This window comes from Rhizobium sp. LEGMi-198b, from assembly GCF_054114205.1.
In genome coordinates this window covers 76,183-92,775 of the sequence record NZ_JBSYVH010000010.1, presented here as the reverse complement: position 1 = coordinate 92,775, position 16,593 = coordinate 76,183, and the positions used below count along the sequence as shown (strand labels likewise).

Here is a 16,593-nt window from a genome sequence, read left to right as displayed (position 1 = left end):
GAGGGATTATCCAGCCAGACTGGATGATCCTTCCCTTCCTTCCTCGATTATCACTCGGACCTCCCCGTGAGACTGTCTCTCTCAAAGAGCCAGAGGAGAAACGTCATGGCTACGCTTCAGATCGCCACAAACAGCAATTCCTCCGCAAAGCCCGTCCCCACAGCAGGCGGTGCTGCCACCATGAGCCCGCTGAAGATGTGGACCGCCGTCATCGGCTCCACGCTCGGCGCCTTCATGGCGGTGCTGAACATCCAGATCGTCAACGCTTCGCTCGCCGACATCCAGGGAGCGATCGGCGCCGGCACGGACGACGGCGGTTGGATTTCGACGTCCTACCTGATCGCCGAGATCGTCGTCATCCCCCTGACTGGCTGGCTCGCCCGCGTCTTCTCGGTGCGCACCTATCTGCTGGTCAACGCCGTCCTGTTCCTTGTCTTTTCAGTTGCCTGCGCCTTCGCCGCCAATTTGCAGCAGATGATCATCCTGCGCGCCATTCAGGGCTTCTCCGGCGGCGTGCTGATCCCGATGGCCTTCACCATCATCATCACCCTTTTGCCCAAGGCCAAGCAGCCGATCGGCCTTGCCCTCTTCGCGCTGTCGGCCACCTTCGCTCCGGCCATCGGCCCGACCATCGGCGGCTATCTCACCGAAAACTGGGGCTGGGAGTATATCTTTTACGTCAACCTCGTCCCCGGCGCGATCATGGTCGGCATGCTCTGGGCTTCGCTCGACCGTGCACCGATGAACCTCGGCCTGCTCGCCAAGGGCGACTGGCCCGGCATCGTCACCATGGCGATCGGCCTCGCCTCGCTGCAGACCGTGTTGGAAGAAGGCAACAAGGATGATTGGTTCGGCTCGCCCTTCATCGTCCGCCTGTCGGTCATCGCCGCAGTTTCGCTGACCCTTTTCCTGATCATCGAACTGCGCGCCGCCCATCCGCTCCTCAACCTGCGCCTGCTGGTACGCCGCAACTTCGGCTTCGGCATCGTCGCCAACTTCCTGCTCGGCATCGCGCTTTATGGCTCGGTCTTCATCCTGCCGATCTATCTGACCCGCATCCAGGGCTACAATTCCGAGCAGATCGGCATGGTTCTCGCCTGGACCGGTATCCCGCAGCTCCTGTTGATCCCGCTGGTCCCGCGCCTGATGAAGCGTATCGACCTGCGCATCATGATCGTCGTCGGCTTCGCCCTCTTCGCCACCTCGAACTTCATGAACATCTACATGACCGCGGACTATGCCAGCGACCAGCTTTTCTGGCCGAACATCGTCCGCGCCATCGGCCAGGCCCTCGTCTTCACGCCGCTGTCGGCCATCGCCACCTCGGGCATCGAAAAGGAAAATGCCGGTTCCGCCTCTTCGCTCTTCAACATGATGCGCAATCTCGGCGGCGCCGTCGGCATTGCCATGCTGCAGACCTTCGCCCAGAAGCGTGAACAGTTCCATTCGAACATCCTGACGGACTCGGTCACGGTTTTCGACGAAGCCACCCGCGCCCGCATCGCACGACTGACCGCCTATTTCATGAACCATGGCGTCTCCGACGTTGCCACCGCCCAGCACAAGGCCATCGTCGCCGTCGCGCTGCGCCTGCGGCAACAGGCCAATATCATGGCCTACAGCGACACCTTCTACCTGCTCGGCATCGCGCTCGTCGCCGCGCTCATCGCCAGCCTTTTACTCAAGAAACCCGGCCATATCGAAGGCGGTGGCGCTCACTAGAGCAATTCCAGGAAAAGTGCGCAGCGGTTTTCCGTCCGGAATTGCGAAAAAACAAAAAGACGGAGCGCCGCTCCCTCCCTCGCCTCAGGAGACACGATCATGACCACTGTCAAAACCCGCCAGGCTACATCTTCCCAGGCTGTACCTTCATTGTCTGATCTTCTCGATATCGAACATCCCGTCTCCGAGCGGGGCACCATCAGCCCGGCCGCGATCCTCGCTCTCATCGAATGGCTCTCAAGCGACGAGGCCCATGCGCTGGATGAGGCCGGCCTGACCTTCGGCCTTGGCCGCCGCCTGAGAAGCCTCGGCCTTCCGGTCGACCGGCTGAGCTTGCACCTCATGACCCTGCATCCGGAAATCATGGGCCGCTCTGTCGCCTGGTCGCCGAACGAACCCGTACAGATCCGTGACCGCGAGCACGGAGCCATCACCCAGATATTCCTGCACAGTGCTTTGTGGAAGGCCATGAACACCCGCGATATCGTCATCGCCGGCCGGGGCGACGATCACGATCAATGGGAACAGCTCGACACATTCGCCGGCCGTGGTCTGGTCGAACTGATGATCGTTCCGCTCTGCAATGCCGACGGCCCGGTCAGCGCCGCCTCTTTCGCCACCAAACGTCCGGGCGGTTTCACATCCCCAGAACGGCAAGTGATCGAACGCATCATGCCGTCGCTGCGCAATGCCTGCGAGCTCCGGACGCTGCGGCAGGTTGAGCTCAGCCTGCTCGATATCTATATCGGTCCGATGACGGCGCAGCGCATCCTCGCCGGCCACATCCGCAAGGGCGAGATCGAGACCATGGAGGCCGCGCTCATGCTCTGCGACCTGCGTGGCTTCACCGAGCTTTCCAACCGCCTGCCCGGCGAGCGGGTGCTGGAGCTGCTGAACGTCTATTTCGATGTTGTCGTGCCGGCAATCGCTCGCGAAGGCGGCGAAGTCCTGAAATTTATGGGCGATGCCGTTCTCGCCGTTTTCCCCGGCTATGACGCAACCCGCTCCAGCGATGCCGCGCTCGCCGCCGCCAAAGCCATCCTCGCCCGCCTCGATACGCTGTCTTTCCCCGATGCCCGCCTGCAAGCCGGCATCGCGCTGCACTACGGCGAAGTCAGCTACGGCAATATCGGCTCCGGCCGCCGCCTGGATTTCACCGTCATCGGCCCCGACGTCAATCTCGTCAGCAGGATACAGGGCGTATGCAGCGATAGCGGCCAGCCGCTACTGATGTCGCAGGATTTTGCGAAGAAGCTCAGCGATCAACAGAGCATCTCGATCGGCAGCCGAGCACTCAAGGGATTCGAAGAAGAGATCGAGCTGTTTGCGCCGGATTTAATCTCGCCCGCCAAGGGCGAGATTGGCTCCGCATTTGCCGCCATCATCACCAATACTGACCTATCCTAGAGCGCTACATGCTGCGCATTCCGCCGGATCGCCTGCGGCGGCTGCCCCGTCTCCGAGCGGAAAGCGCGGCTTCGGCAAGCTGTTCCACGGACAGAGGCGTGCGCAGATTGCGCTTGCCGGTTTTGACCAGGGCGAATTTGCGACCGTGCCTGCCCTTCCCGAGATCGCACAATGGAATGCCTACGAAAACGCTCGCCAGGCCATGATGCCCAATCTGTCGCGCACCAAACCGGCAGACCGCTACAAGATCGCCTAAGCGACTGAAAAATCTCGCGCTACGAAGCCAAGCGTGCCAGCATCCCCTTACGTGAGGCGCTGGCACCGGCCCTATATTAGCAATTGTATATTTACATCACATCTGGACTCAATTTGCTGCTTTCGCTCCATACTATCTAGGATAGTGCTCCAAAAATTGGTAATCGTCACTGGCATCGGTCTCGGAGGGGCCGGCTGTTGTGAGGCTTGGGGCGTAGCAACGATGCATCATGGTGCGGGGTCCGAAGACTATTTCAGGCTGAGCGCGCCAGCGTGTGCGCTGGAAGCCGTGCTATGCAAAAACGGAATTACTCTGGACTGTCCCGAGACGGCTGGCGGCCGTGCCGATGAAGCCGGTTTCGTGCTTGGCTTGCAGCGTCAGGAGCCGGCGCTGGACCGGGTGAAGCTCGGCGAATACTTCGTTCCGGTCATTCCCTTCCCGCAGGGTACGATCGGGCTCGCCAGCCTGATCCTCGATCCGCCCGGCAAGATGCGACGCGAGGAAACCACCAATATCTATCTATCGCGCCGGACCTTCGACCAGATCGCCGACACGCTCGGCACCGAGCGCATCGTCGAACTTCCGCTCGCGCCGGGGATTGCCACCGGCGACACCGTTATCGAAAACCTGTTCTCCTGCCTGATCCCGGCCCTCGAACAGCCGGACCGGACGAGCGCATTGTTCATCGATCACGTCGGCAAGGCCTTCAATGCCCATATCGCCCAGCGCTACGGTCGCATGCAGATGGCGCGACCCGCCGTGATCGGCGGCCTGACGCCCTGGCAGTTGCGCCGCGCCCGCGACACGATCAATGCCCGGCTGGATCAGGATGTGTCTTTGGCGCAGCTTGCCAGCGACTGCGGCCTCTCCACCAGTCATTTCGCCCGTGCCTTCGCGCGCAGCACCGGCATCCCGCCGCATCGCTGGGTGATGCAACGCCGTGTCGATCGCGCCAAGGAACTGATGCGAACGGGAATGCCGCTGGCCGAGATCGCGCTGATGTGTGGTTTTTCGGACCAAAGCCACCTCACACGCGTCTTTTCGCATTCCGTTGGCCTCACGCCGGGGCGATGGCGGGAATCGCAGATATCAGCCGCTTTCGATATGGCCCCGATCGCGTTGAGAGAAGCCGACCCCTGCTGATCATCAGCAATCTGCGACATCTAGGCCCTTGATCTTTGCTGCACCGCAGCAGATCGTCGACAGGCACCCAAACAGACGAAGATGCTGTCATCAAGCAATGTCATCATCGTCTCGCAACCATCAGCAGATCCGACCCTTTGAAAGGATGCTCTCATGTCTGAAGCAGAAGCACGGACGCCTGCCGCTTCCTCCGGAAAGGCCGAACGGCTCTTTTTCCTCGATATCAATGACGGACGAATTCTCTCCTCCGCCATTGACGGAACCGATCTCAAGCTGATCATCCAACGCCCGGGCCGCAGCCCGGACGGCGTTCTTGTCGACAGCGAAAACGGCTGGCTCTACTGGACGGAAATGGGCAACGACTACAATGCCCATGACGGCTCGATCGAGCGCATCGACCTTGATGGCGGCAATCACGTGACGCTGATTGCGCCAGGCGGCACGCTGGTAACGCCGAAGCAGATCCAGATCGATCGCGATGGTGGCAAGCTCTATTGGTGCGACCGCGAGGGCATGCGGGTGATGCGCGCCAATATCGACGGCTCCGATATCGAAACCCTCGTCCAGAACGGCGACGGCCGCGCCGACAGCGCCGATATCGAGCGCTGGTGTGTCGGCATCGCCCTCGACCTGCCGCGCGGGCAAATCTACTGGACGCAGAAGGGACCGCCGGATGCCGGGCTCGGACGCATCTTCCGCGCCGGCATTAATATTCCCGAGGGCGAGACGGCAACGAGCCGCAGCGATATCGAGACCTTGCTCGACAAGCTGCCGGAACCGATCGACCTCGAACTCGATCTCGCTACGCGCACTATCTACTGGACCGACCGAGGCAATCTTCCGCGCGGCAATACCGTCAACCGCGCCAACATGGACAAGGTCGCCGCCACATCTGAAGTCGTCCTCGAAGGCCTGGACGAAGGCATCGGCCTGTCGCTCGACCTACCGAACAACCGCATGTTCTTCACCGACATCGGCGGCAATCTCTATTCGGCAAGCCTGGATGGTACGGGTGAGCGCGAGTTGCTGCACCACGCCGGCTCGTTCACCGGGATTGTTTACGCGGTGGTTTGAGTTTCAACTGGTTTTGGGTCCGAGGATTGCCCCTCACCCCAGCCTTCTCCCCGCAAGCGGGGAGAAGGTGGCCGCCCTTCGATAAGAACTCAGGAGGCCGGATGAGGGGCTTCTCAGCACTCAATTACCGCCGCGAACGCCATCCAGCAGGTGCGGCAGGCTTTTCACGCCTTCATTCCGCAGCTCCACCGGCAACAGCCCTTCCGGCAGGTCCTGATAGGATACCGGACGCAGGAAGCGGCGGATGGCGAGCGTGCCGACCGAGGTCGTGCGGCTATCCGAGGTCGCCGGGAACGGGCCGCCATGCACCATGGCATGGCTGACTTCGACGCCGGTCGGCCAGCCATTGGCGAGGATGCGCCCGACTTTGCGCTCCAGCACCGGCAGCAGCTTGGCGGCGATGGCATAGTCGTCGGCATCGACTTGCAGCGTCGCGGTCAACTGGCCTTCGAGCTTTTCGGCAATCGCAATCATCTGGTCGATGTCCTTGCAGCGAACCAAGAGGCCGCTGGCGCCAAAGACTTCATGGCCAAGCCGGTCGTCGGCAAGGAAATGCTCGACATCCGTTTCGAAAAAGGCACCGGGGCTGCGGTTGACGCCTTCTGCCGGAGCGCCGCGCGCGACGGTCTTCACGGCCTCATGGCCGGCAAGTGCTGCAACACCATTGTCGAAAGCGGCATGAATGCCAGGCGTCAGCATCGGCGCCGGGGCCGAACCGGTGAGTGCTGCACTTGCCGTGGCGATGAAGCGATCGAGATCGGGACCGTCAATGGCAAACAGCAGACCCGGATTGGTGCAGAATTGACCGGCTCCAAGCGTCAGCGAACCGATGAACGCATTGCCGATCGCCTCCGCGCGGGCTGCAAGAGCTGCCGGGAACAGGAAAACGGGGTTGACGCTGCTCATTTCGGCGTAAACCGGGATCGGCTCGGGCCGAGCCGCCGCGATTGCGCCAAGCGCCACACCGCCGCCGCGCGAGCCGGTGAAGCCGACCGCCTTGATATGCGGATGGCGGACCAGTGCCGCGCCGGTCTCGTTCGCGCCGGTCAGGAGCGAGAAGGTGCCTTCCGGTAGACCGCAGGCAACGACGGCGGCGCGGATGGCGCGACCAACCAGTTCGCCGGTGCCCGGATGGGCAAGATGGCCCTTGACGACGACAGGACAACCGGCCGCCAGCGCCGAAGCGGTATCACCACCGGCAACCGAGAAGGCGAGCGGGAAATTGCTGGCGCCGAAGACGGCGACGGGGCCGAGCGGAATCTGACGCAGGCGCAGATCCGGACGCGGCAACGGCTTACGTTCCGGCAACGCCGGATCGACACGCAGGTCGAGCCATTCGCCCGAACGAACCACTTGCGCGAACAGCCGGAGCTGGCCGACGGTGCGGGCGCGCTCGCCCTGCAGGCGGGCAGCCGGCAGGCCGGTTTCTTCGGTGGCGCGCTCGATCAGCGCATCGCCGATCTCCATGATATTGGTCGCGATCGTTTCCAGGAAGGTCGCGCGGGCCTCAAGGCTGGTAGCACGATAGGTATCGAATGCCCGGCCTGCCAGCTCGCAGGCGCGGGCGACGTCCGCCTCGCTGGCGATTGCGAAGGCTGGCTCCAGGTTCGCGCCGGTCGCCGGGTTGATGGCGCGCACGGATTTGTTGTCGCCGGTCGAATCCGCGCCGATCAGCAAATCGCCGCTAATCACAAAAGACTGTGTCATGGGTATTCCTTGATGATGCCAGGGCGTTGGGAGGTGCGCCCCTCAGAAGCAGATAGCAAGATGAAATGACAGATGTAAGATGATAATCGTCATCTAAATATCAAGCTTTGTCCCAGGAGATGAGACGGCTGCGACCTTATGCACCGCAGCGTTTCGAAATCAAGGATGCTGCTGCACGCTGAGGCCACCGTCGATGGTCAGGCAGGTGGCATTCATGAAGGGACACTCGTCGGAAATCATGAAGACGGCGGCGAGCGCAATCTCCTCCGGCGTTGCGATCCGTCCGCCCGGATGCAGCCGCATCGTCTCCGCTTTGGCGGCTTCGGGATCGCCAAAGCTGTTCCAGTAGTCGATGACCTTCTGGGTCGCGACGTAGCCGGGCGCCAACGCGTTGACCCGGACACCCTTGACCGCATATTCGAGCCCCAGCGACTTCGTCATGCCGAGCAGGGCATGCTTGGCGAGCGGATAGGGAAAAGTATGCGGGATGATGGTGAAGGCATGGGTGGAGGCAATATTGAGGATCGCGCCGCCACCCTCGGCAATGATACCGGGCAACACCGCCTTGCAGCAATTCCAGGCACCCTTGAGATTGATGTCGAAACAACGCTGCCACTCATCATCGGTCGTCGCCAGCGGCTCGGCAAAGACATTCACGCCGGCATTGTTGATCAGCGCATTGAGCCGACCAATCTCCCCTCCCGCCTGCGAAACGAGGGCTTTGATCCTGGCAGCATCGGTAATGTCGGCCGCGGCATGGCCGAGCACTGCACCCGCGGCCTTCAGCGCTTCCGCCTCGCGCGCTAGCAATGCGCCATTCATGTCGATGAGGAACAGGGCTGCGCCTTCCGCGGCACAGGCCTTGGCGATCGCCAGGCCGATGCCCTGTGCAGCGCCGGTGATCAGGATGCGCTTGCCAGAAAGTCGATTGGTCATGAGTGTCCTTCCTCGAACTGGGAACCGCTAGACGATCGCTTCCGGACGTAACTGCAGGCTCACGGACATCGCCTCGCCCGGCTCCAACACGGTGAGATCGCCGAGGTCCGGCAGGTTATGCCCGTTTGCCAGATGCGACATCGGTTCGAAACAGAAATAGTCCCGCTGAAAACCCGGATCAAAGCCGGCATCCGAAATGAAAATAAAATAATGCCTAAGTTGCTGATCCGCCATCAAATGCAGCCGCGTATCATGTTCGGGCCAAACGATCTCCGCTACGCCATCCCCCCCTTCGAAGCCGTTGTTGACCCAGCGATGCGGCAATCCGCGCGCCGTCGCGAAATTCAGGTCGCCGGGAATATGAGTCGCCTCACCCGGCAGCCAGCCCTCCACTTCCGTCCAGAACCGCCGCGCCGGCGCCTTCAGCGTCGTCGCCGATGTCATTGGGAAGTAGGGATGCCAACCCAGGCCGAAGGGAAGCGCCTCCGGTCCAAGGTTCCTGACGTAAAGATGCATGTCGAAACATCCGTCATGAATGGCGAAACGCTGCCGCGCCTCATAGGCATAGGGCGTGCCATGACCTGCGTGCGAGAAGCCGATTTCCGCCTCGCTGCCGCTTTGGCTTAGAACAGCCCATTCCGACTGCCAGCCCTCGCCATGAAGATAATGAGGATCCCAAGGCGTATTGGGCTCGAGGACATAATCCTTGCTCTGGAAGGTAAAGCGATTGCCCTTCACCCTGTTGCCGAAGGGAACGAGCGGATAGCAACCGGAGGAGCGCGCATCGGCCTCATCTGAAGGCGCTTCACGCAGCAAAGGCAGACGCGCACCGTTCCTCTCCCACCAAAGGCCGAGCACGATGCCGCCGCGCGTGGAAAGCCGTGCGGTCAAGCCGCTATCCGTGAGCTCCACCACCGTCATGTGCAGCCCTTGTCCCCCGCGTGCATGGATGAACCCGGCATGGACGGTAGATTTCATCATATTTATTGTCAACATTGGTAGGATTTATATACAGTCTACTTGGGATGGCCGCGCTCGGTGATTGCGGGAGGCGCAGAATGGGGAACAATCGGAGAGACGGTGCCGACAGCGGCAAGACGGGGCGCAAATTGACCGCGGCTATGCCCAGGCTTTCGGAGGGCGGCAAGCGCGGCGTGCGCGAAGCGCTGCTGCAAAGCTTCATCGACAGGATCATGTCCGGCGAAATGGCCGAAGGGTCCACGCTGCCGAACGAGGCGGAACTGACCGAGCAATTCGGCGTCAGCCGCACCAGCCTGCGCGAAGCCATGCAATATCTGGCCGCCCTCGGCATGATCCGTTCGCGCACCCGCGCCGGCACCACCATATTGCCGCGGGAGAACTGGAACTATCTCGATCCGCTCGTGCTCGACGCCACCCTGCGGCTCGGCAATGACGACCGCTTTCACGCCTCGCTGATCGAGGCCCGTCAATTGCTGGAACCGGCTGCCGCTGCACAGGCGGCCGCCAACGCCAACGCTCATCATCTCTTCCGCATATCGAAAGCCTTCGAGGAGATGGTGGAGGCCAATGCCCGCGACAACGAGGCCTGGAGCCGGGCGGATCTCGAATTTCATACGGCGATCATCCGCGCCAGCGGCAATTGGGTCTATCTGCAATTCGCCACCGCCATCCGCGCCGCACTGCTCGCCAGCTTCCGCCTTACCAACCGTGCCAGTCCGTCGCATGAACAGGCTATTGCCATGCACCAGGAGGTGCTGGAAGCCATCCGCATGCGCCGCCCGGACGACGCCCGCAGCGCCATGGAGCGCCTGATCGGCGTTGCCCGCGACGAGATTTCGGATGCGTTAAGGAAAGCACGCGGTTAGCCGTATGGTATTGCGGCCGAGTTCATGCCAATTTACCGCCCATCCGAAAGACTGAACGCGGTCGTTGTCATGTCCATTGCGCTCCTCGCCGATCCGATCGTCCAGTTCTGCATCTTGGTGGTCATCGGCACATTCGTCAGCCGCATCCTGCTTCGCCACCGGCGCGCCGGTCGGCTGATCGGACAGATCGCGTTTTTCATCAGCCTGACCGCGCTTCTGCTCTATCACGGCATCGTGCCCTACGAGCCGACCCCGCCGCAGGCGCAGGACACGGTGCAGCTTCGTATCTTCACCGGCTTCGCCAAGATCGTCTGGTGGGTCAACGGCGCCTGGGTGCTGGTCGCCTTCGTGCGCCTGTTCCTGATCTTCGAGCGCAAGCCGCGCGAAGCCCGGCTGCTGCAGGACCTGGTCGTTGGCGTCATCTATCTCGGCGCGGCTCTCTCCGTGATCGCCGATGTCTTCAGCGTACCCGTGGGCACGCTGATCGCAACTTCCGGCGTCTTCGCCATCATTCTCGGTCTCGCGCTGCAGAGCACGCTGAGCGACGTCTTCTCCGGCATCGCGCTCAATCTCGGCAGGCCCTATTCCGTCGGCGATTGGGTGGTGCTCGACAATGACGTCCAGGGCCGTGTCGTCGAGACCAACTGGCGGGCCACGCATCTGCTCAGCGGCACCAACGACCTCGTCGTCATCCCGAACAGCGCCCTTGCCAAAAGTCGGATCACCAATCTCTCGAGCCCGGACGAAAGCCACGGCGTCACCATCACCGTCCGCGTCCAGCCGACCACGCAGCCGAAAGTCATCGCCGACGTCATGCGCAACGTGCTGATTAGTTGCAACACGATCCAGAAGACGCCCGAGCCCAGCGTGATGATCAATGCGATCGATGGACAGGCGGTCGAATTGCAACTCAATTTCCGTATCCGCGACATATCGCAGATGACGGCCGCCAAGAATGAGATCAACGACCTCATCTATCGCCATTCGAAAGCAGGCGGGCTGAAACTCGCAGGCCCACCCGACGCAGTCACCATGCCGTCGGAAACGCAGGCCGAGACGGGGAGCGCTGCCCAGCATCCAGGCACGCCATGGCGGCTGCTCAACAATATTCCGCTGTTCTCGTCGCTCACCGAGGACGAGAAGGAGCATCTGGCGTCGCATATGCAGCGCCGCACCTACCACAAGGACGCCGTCATCGCCGAACAGGATGCGCGGCTGCGCGCGCTGACCATTGTGCGCTCAGGCGTCATAAGCATCACCCGCAAGGAGGCACAGCGCCAAATCGAATTGACGCGGCTCGCTCCCGGCGATTATTTCGGCGAAGGCGGCCTGCTGATGGGGGCCGGCGAAGTCGGCACCATTCGGGCGCTGACTTTCGTGGTGACCTACGAGATCGACGAGGATTGCCTGGCGCCTCTGCTGCACGACCGGCCTTCCATCGCGGAAGAGCTCGGGGCGATCATGTCGAAGCGCATCGAAGCCGAGCGCCATCTCTTCGGTCCCAGCGACATGCTGGTCAACGGCGCGCCGATCGGTTCGCTGACCTCACGCATCAAACATCTGTTTCAGCTACAGCATGACTAGAGCGGTTGAGCGCTTCCTGGAATCGCTGAACCGCCCTAGTCTATTGTTTTTACGCAATTCCGGACGGAAAACCGCTGCGCACTTTTCCTGTAATTGCTCTAATTGGACTGCGCCGGAGGTGTCGTCGCAGGCTGCGCCGTGAAAAACGCGTTGGCGTCTGCGGTGAATTGTTCGCGCGACGTCGGCCGCGTGTAGAACATATGCCCGCCACGATAGAGCTTCAGCGCCACGCGGTCGGCGAAGGCCGGCGGCAGATGATCGAGCACATATTTGTTGACGCCGAAGGGCACGATGAGGTCGCTATAGCCCTGCGCCACCAGGAGCCGGAAAGATGGGACGAGGGTCAGCATCTCCTTGATGTCATCCGTCCCGCTTGCGTGCAAACGCGAACCGCCGTTGCGGCCGCCCCAGTTCCAATGCTCGTTCACGGAGCCAGACAACAGATTGTAGGTCATGTCGGTGCGAAAGCCGAGTTCGTCGCGTGCATAGCTGGAGAAGGCGCCGCCATAGGCGCGCACGAAACCGTCGAGGACCGGATCGTCGCTGTGGCCGGCTTCCGATTCCGGATAGGGGTCCGGCGCCAGGAACGAAGCGTCGTAGGAACTGACGATATCGGCGCCATCACCATCGGAATGTTTCTGATATACCCCACCGAGAAAGCCCTGGTTCTTGGCCACCACATCTTCGGGAATGCCCGTCAGCTTGGCAACGCGCTCGTAGAAAGCGCGGCCGGCGTCGCCGGTCGGGGGATTGCCTGCGAGGGCCGGCAGATATTCGTTCAGCGCAAATTTTTCGGCGTCTGCGACCCCCTGCTCGCTGAAGGCATTTTTCCGCTCCAACTCGGCGGCAGCTAGCGACGGCAATTCGAGTGCCGCGCCGAGAGCGAGATCATTCGCCCCAAAGACGAGCCGCCCTTCGATCAGCGGAGACAGCATGACGATGCCGGAGATGAGGATGCCCTGATCCTGCCGCAGGCTGGTGGCGACTTTCGCCGCGCGCAGCCCGCCATAGCTTTCGCCGAGAATATATTTCGGCGAGGAAGCGCGCCCATTATGGGCGACATAAAGCGCAACGGCCTTGGCAAGGCTCTCGGCATCCCCGCGCATGTTGTAGAACTCGTTGGCGTCATCCGGCTTGACCGTCCGGCTCCAGCCGGTGCCGATCGGATCGATCAGGACGAGATCGGTAAAATTCAGCCAGCTATGGGGATTGTCGACGAGCTTGGCGTTGGCCCCGTCGCGCCCGCTGGGGCCGAAATCAACAATGCGCGGTCCGACCAATCCGAGACTGAGGAATGCCGATGCAGCGCCCGGCCCGCCGTTGAAGACGAAGGTGACCGGCCTGCCGTCGTCGCGGTTCTTGGCGACATAGGCGGTATAAAAGATCGCCGCGGTGCGTTCGCCGTCCTGGCCGAAGAGATCGAGCGTACCCGCTGTCGCCGTATAGGGAATGTTTTTGCCATCGGCATTCAGCACATGATCGCTGACCGCATCCGGCGGCAACAGCGAGAGAATGCCACCGCCGCCGGCAGAGCGGCCCTGCTCCGGCGGCGCGGCGAAGGCGAGTGTCGAGACGAGGGAAAAGACCAGCGCAAGGCTTGGAACGATCTGGCGAAAAGACATGGGTACGCATCCTCCATCGGCCCCGCGCATCGACGCCGTCGCTTCGAATTCTATTCCACCGACGGCGAAGGCGGGAACTCAAGAGATGTTGATCGCCGATCCGCCTGCCGCATCCCTTTGAAAGGAAAAGGTCATTGAGCGCCTTCCGGCCATTTGCCAAAGTGCCCCAGTCGGGGAAACGAACACTCGAACCAGACCGCAAGGAACTTGATGATGAAACAGGATATCGAAATCAACGCTACCGATGGCGTCGCGAAAGCCGCCATCTTCCGCCCCGACAACGGCGTCTCCGCCGAGCGCGGCGTCATTTCCTACATGGATGCCATGGGCCCGCGCCAAGCGCTTTACGACATGGCGCAAAGGCTTGCTGACTCCGGCTATACCGTGCTGCTGCCCGACCTGTTCTATCGTTTCGGCGCCTATGGTCCGTTCAACGGCACGTCCTTCGGTGATCCGGCCTCGCGCGAAACAATCATGGGGATGGTGCGCGGCACGACGCAGGAGATGACCAAGCGCGACAGCGCCGCCTTTCTCGATGCGTTGACGGCAGCCGGCGCCACCGGACCGGTCGGCACCGTCGGCTATTGCATGGGCGGCGCCCGTGCGCTGACCGCAGCGGCCGCCTATTCTGACCGCATCGCCGCCGCCGCTACCTTCCACGGCGGCAATCTTGCCAGCGACGCGGAAGACAGCCCACATCGTCTGGCCGCCGACATCAAGGCCCGCGTCTATATCGGCGTTGCTGGCGTCGACAACAGCTTCCCGCCGGAGCAATCCGCCCGCCTCGCCGAAGCGCTCCGCATAGGCGGGGTCGACCATATGATCGAGAACTATGTCGGCATGGCCCATGGCTGGACTGTGCCCGACCACGGCGTCTACAACGAGACCGGCGCGGAGCGACATTGGAAGCGCCTGTTGAACCTCTTTGCCGAGGCTTTGAACTAAAGACGCTGCAATGCAAAGGCACCCCGCTTCAGTCCCATCCGAGGCGGGGTATCGGTTTGGGCAGCGTCTCAGAACTTGATCATGTCGATCTTGGTGAGCGTCGTCTTCTGCGAAACGCCGGGCGCATTGACCATGTGCCAGGCGACATATTGCTCGCCGTAGAGCGTGGTGGACGACATGCCGTCGACGGGAAGGATGATGTTCATGCCGTTCAGCGCCGCATCGGTTGCCGTATCGAGAACCGCGCCTTCGGAAGCCGTGCCGGTGACGATCACGGTCTTGATGCCCTTGTCGGCGAGGATGTTGCGGAGATTGGTGCCGATGAACTTGTCGGGGCCGGACTTGACGATCGGATCGCTTGCCAGCGGCGCAAGATCCGTGGCGATATCCTGAGGTTCGCCCACCCCGGCAAGGCTATAAACGACGAACACGTCTTTGGCGCGGGCCTCGTCGAGCATCGCCTTCACCTTCGGCACGGAGGCGAGGCAACGCGGTTTGGTGTTCTTGTTGCAGGGCCCCTTGGTCGGGTCCTGCGCGCCATTGAAATCGAGGATCAGCAGCGCCGTCGTCTTCGGATCGACCGTCACCGGCTTCAATTCCGGCGCCTCCGGCGGCTTTACCTTCTGCCAGTCGTCGATGATGGTCTGGGCGGACGCCGGCATCGTGCCGACGGGACCGATGGCCGCGCTCAAAGCAACGAAGCCGACACCGAAAGCGAAGGCTGCCTTTTGCACCATGCTGCGGATATGTCTCATGAAATCGCTCTCCTGAACCCCATGGGTTCCATTGGCCGGACGCTGCAACCTAGATAGGTCAAACCTCGGAGATTGATAACGAAACTCTTTGTGATCCCGGCGTTACCGAACAGAAGATTAGAGACTTTGGGAACGCGGTTGAGACGACCGATTTAGGAGTCGGCCTGTTCCTCCGGCCCGATGGCGGTGTCGTCGCCGCTCTGCAGCTTGCCGAGCAGTCTTTGCAAGGCATGCTTGATTTGTTCGATCTCTTCCGACCCGGCGATCTCCGCCCAGCGTTCGTCGACCAGACGGCCCGTGGCCATGGCGATCGGCCGCACGCCCTTGCCGCGTTCGGTGAGGAAGACCAGCCGCCCACGCCGGTCGTTGGGATCCGGACGGCGCTCGACATAACCCAGCCGTTCGAGCTCTTCGACCGCTTGCGTCATCGTCTGCTTACGCACGTGGGCGAGCTTGGTGAGTTCACTGACCTGGATGCCCTCCGGCCGGGCAAAGGTGAAGACGTTGGCATGTGGTGGGCGGATATCGCTGAATCCGGCTTCGTCCAGCGCGGCTTCGACCGCCTGCGTCCAGTGCTGGTGCACAAGGCGAAGCAAGAGGCCGAGTGGTGGATGGGAGGGAACGCATTTTTCCATAGGATATAGACAGGCAACTGACCATTATGTTAATAGACAGGTACCTTACCATTTCTTCAGAAGAGAGAATACCCCATGCCCTCCATCGATGTGTTGAATTCGACGATATTCTATGAGGATGCAGGGAGCGGAACCTCTTTCGTCTTTCTCCACGGCAATCCCACCTCGTCGCATCTCTGGCGGCATATCTCTCCTGACATCGGTGAGCCCGCGCGCCGTCTCGCGCCCGATCTCATCGGCATGGGCCGCTCGGGCAAACCCGATATACCCTACCGCTTCGCCGATCACGCCCGCTATCTCGACGCCTGGTTCGACGCTCTGGAACTCACCGGTGTCGTGCTGGTCGGCCACGACTGGGGCGGCGCGTTGGCCTTCGACTGGGCGGCCCGCAATCCCGAACGGGTGCGCGGCATCGCCTTCATGGAAACCATCGTCCGACCGATGAACTGGGATGATCTACCGAACGCACGCCCGCGTTATGAGGCGTTGCGCTCGACAGGCACCGGTGAGGCCAAGGTTCTCGACGAGAATTTCTTCATCGAGCAGGCGCTGCGGGCCACCATCCTCAACGGATTGAGCGACGAGGATCATGCCGTCTATCGCGCACCCTACCCCACTCGCGAAAGCCGCCGCCCCCTGCTCGAATGGCCCCGCGCGATGCCGATCGCAGGTGAGCCGGCCGATGTCGTCGCCCGGATCGAAGCCTACGACGCCTGGCTGGCGGTGAGCGCGGATGTCCCAAAGCTGCTTCTGACTTTCGACGGTCCGACGGAGACCCTGTTGATCGGCGAGAGGATGACGGACTGGTGCCGGGCGAACATCGCCAATCTGGATATCGAAAAATGCGGCCCGGCCCGCCATGTCGCGCCGGAGGATCAACCCGAGGCAATTGCAGCCGCAATCTCCCGGTGGGCGGATCGGCGGAATCTTCGTTAGAAAGCCGGACGGAGCCGAGTGTCA

At 61.9% G+C, this 16,593-nt stretch carries 13 protein-coding genes and 2 pseudogenes; 9 read left to right on the top strand and 6 right to left on the bottom strand.

Annotated elements, in window-relative coordinates:
• Positions 1–105: 105 nt before the first annotated feature.
• From ACXHXG_RS29335 to ACXHXG_RS29315, 5 genes and pseudogenes are all read left to right on the top strand, one after another.
• Positions 106–1,722, top strand: coding sequence for an MDR family MFS transporter (locus ACXHXG_RS29335; protein ID WP_104824433.1), 1,617 nt, complete (start codon positions 106–108; stop codon positions 1,720–1,722).
• Positions 1,723–1,821: 99 nt separating this feature from the next.
• The gene (locus tag ACXHXG_RS29330) at positions 1,822–3,129 is read left to right on the top strand and encodes an adenylate/guanylate cyclase domain-containing protein (protein ID WP_457901568.1); all 1,308 of its coding nucleotides are present in this window, start codon (positions 1,822–1,824) and stop codon (positions 3,127–3,129) included.
• A 109-nt stretch (positions 3,130–3,238) separates the two neighbouring features.
• Positions 3,239–3,385: pseudogene (locus ACXHXG_RS29325) on the top strand (SDR family NAD(P)-dependent oxidoreductase); the annotation flags it as partial.
• 288 nt (positions 3,386–3,673) lie between these two features.
• On the top strand, positions 3,674–4,528 hold the full coding sequence (locus tag ACXHXG_RS29320) for a helix-turn-helix domain-containing protein (protein WP_245463900.1): 855 nt from the start codon (positions 3,674–3,676) through the stop codon (positions 4,526–4,528).
• Between the two features lie 153 nt (positions 4,529–4,681).
• Complete coding sequence (locus ACXHXG_RS29315; RefSeq protein ID WP_457901567.1) at positions 4,682–5,602, top strand: YncE family protein; 921 nt, start codon at positions 4,682–4,684, stop codon at positions 5,600–5,602.
• Positions 5,603–5,722: 120 nt separating this feature from the next.
• Here the strand turns inward: ACXHXG_RS29315 and ACXHXG_RS29310 are convergent, their stop codons facing one another.
• From ACXHXG_RS29310 to ACXHXG_RS29300, 3 genes are all read right to left on the bottom strand, one after another.
• The gene (locus ACXHXG_RS29310; RefSeq protein WP_104824437.1) at positions 5,723–7,309 is read right to left on the bottom strand and encodes an aldehyde dehydrogenase (NADP(+)); all 1,587 of its coding nucleotides are present in this window, start codon (positions 7,307–7,309) and stop codon (positions 5,723–5,725) included.
• Positions 7,310–7,468: 159 nt separating this feature from the next.
• Positions 7,469–8,245, bottom strand: a complete 777-nt coding sequence (locus tag ACXHXG_RS29305) for an SDR family oxidoreductase (protein WP_457901566.1) — start codon at positions 8,243–8,245, stop codon at positions 7,469–7,471.
• A gap of 27 nt (positions 8,246–8,272) precedes the next feature.
• On the bottom strand, positions 8,273–9,226 hold the full coding sequence (locus tag ACXHXG_RS29300) for an aldose 1-epimerase (protein ID WP_457901565.1): 954 nt from the start codon (positions 9,224–9,226) through the stop codon (positions 8,273–8,275).
• Between the two features lie 140 nt (positions 9,227–9,366).
• Here ACXHXG_RS29300 and ACXHXG_RS29295 point away from each other — a divergent pair, with 140 nt between their 5' ends.
• Positions 9,367–10,092 carry a FadR/GntR family transcriptional regulator gene (locus ACXHXG_RS29295; RefSeq protein ID WP_457901595.1) on the top strand — a complete coding sequence of 242 codons (726 nt, stop codon included), beginning with the start codon at positions 9,367–9,369 and terminating at the stop codon, positions 10,090–10,092.
• Positions 10,093–10,161: 69 nt separating this feature from the next.
• On the top strand, positions 10,162–11,676 hold the full coding sequence (locus ACXHXG_RS29290) for a mechanosensitive ion channel family protein (protein ID WP_457901564.1): 1,515 nt from the start codon (positions 10,162–10,164) through the stop codon (positions 11,674–11,676).
• Between the two features lie 98 nt (positions 11,677–11,774).
• Here the strand turns inward: ACXHXG_RS29290 and ACXHXG_RS29285 are convergent, their stop codons facing one another.
• Positions 11,775–13,298 (bottom strand): S10 family peptidase, encoded by a 1,524-nt coding sequence (locus ACXHXG_RS29285; RefSeq protein WP_457901563.1) that lies wholly within the window; start codon positions 13,296–13,298, stop codon positions 11,775–11,777.
• A gap of 213 nt (positions 13,299–13,511) precedes the next feature.
• On the opposite strand from ACXHXG_RS29285, the gene ACXHXG_RS29280 reads away from it, so the two are divergent.
• Positions 13,512–14,243 (top strand): dienelactone hydrolase family protein, encoded by a 732-nt coding sequence (locus ACXHXG_RS29280; RefSeq protein ID WP_457901562.1) that lies wholly within the window; start codon positions 13,512–13,514, stop codon positions 14,241–14,243.
• 68 nt (positions 14,244–14,311) lie between these two features.
• Here ACXHXG_RS29280 and ACXHXG_RS29275 read toward each other — a convergent pair whose 3' ends face one another.
• Both ACXHXG_RS29275 and ACXHXG_RS29270 read right to left on the bottom strand, forming a co-directional pair.
• A complete protein-coding gene (locus ACXHXG_RS29275; protein ID WP_457901561.1) occupies positions 14,312–14,998 on the bottom strand; it encodes a cysteine hydrolase family protein in 687 nt (228 codons plus the stop codon).
• A 152-nt stretch (positions 14,999–15,150) separates the two neighbouring features.
• The gene (locus tag ACXHXG_RS29270; RefSeq protein ID WP_104824443.1) at positions 15,151–15,633 is read right to left on the bottom strand and encodes a MarR family winged helix-turn-helix transcriptional regulator; all 483 of its coding nucleotides are present in this window, start codon (positions 15,631–15,633) and stop codon (positions 15,151–15,153) included.
• A gap of 72 nt (positions 15,634–15,705) precedes the next feature.
• Between ACXHXG_RS29270 and ACXHXG_RS29265 the strand changes: the two are divergent.
• A pseudogene (locus tag ACXHXG_RS29265) lies at positions 15,706–16,569 on the top strand (haloalkane dehalogenase); the annotation flags it as partial.
• Positions 16,570–16,593 lie beyond the last annotated feature (24 nt).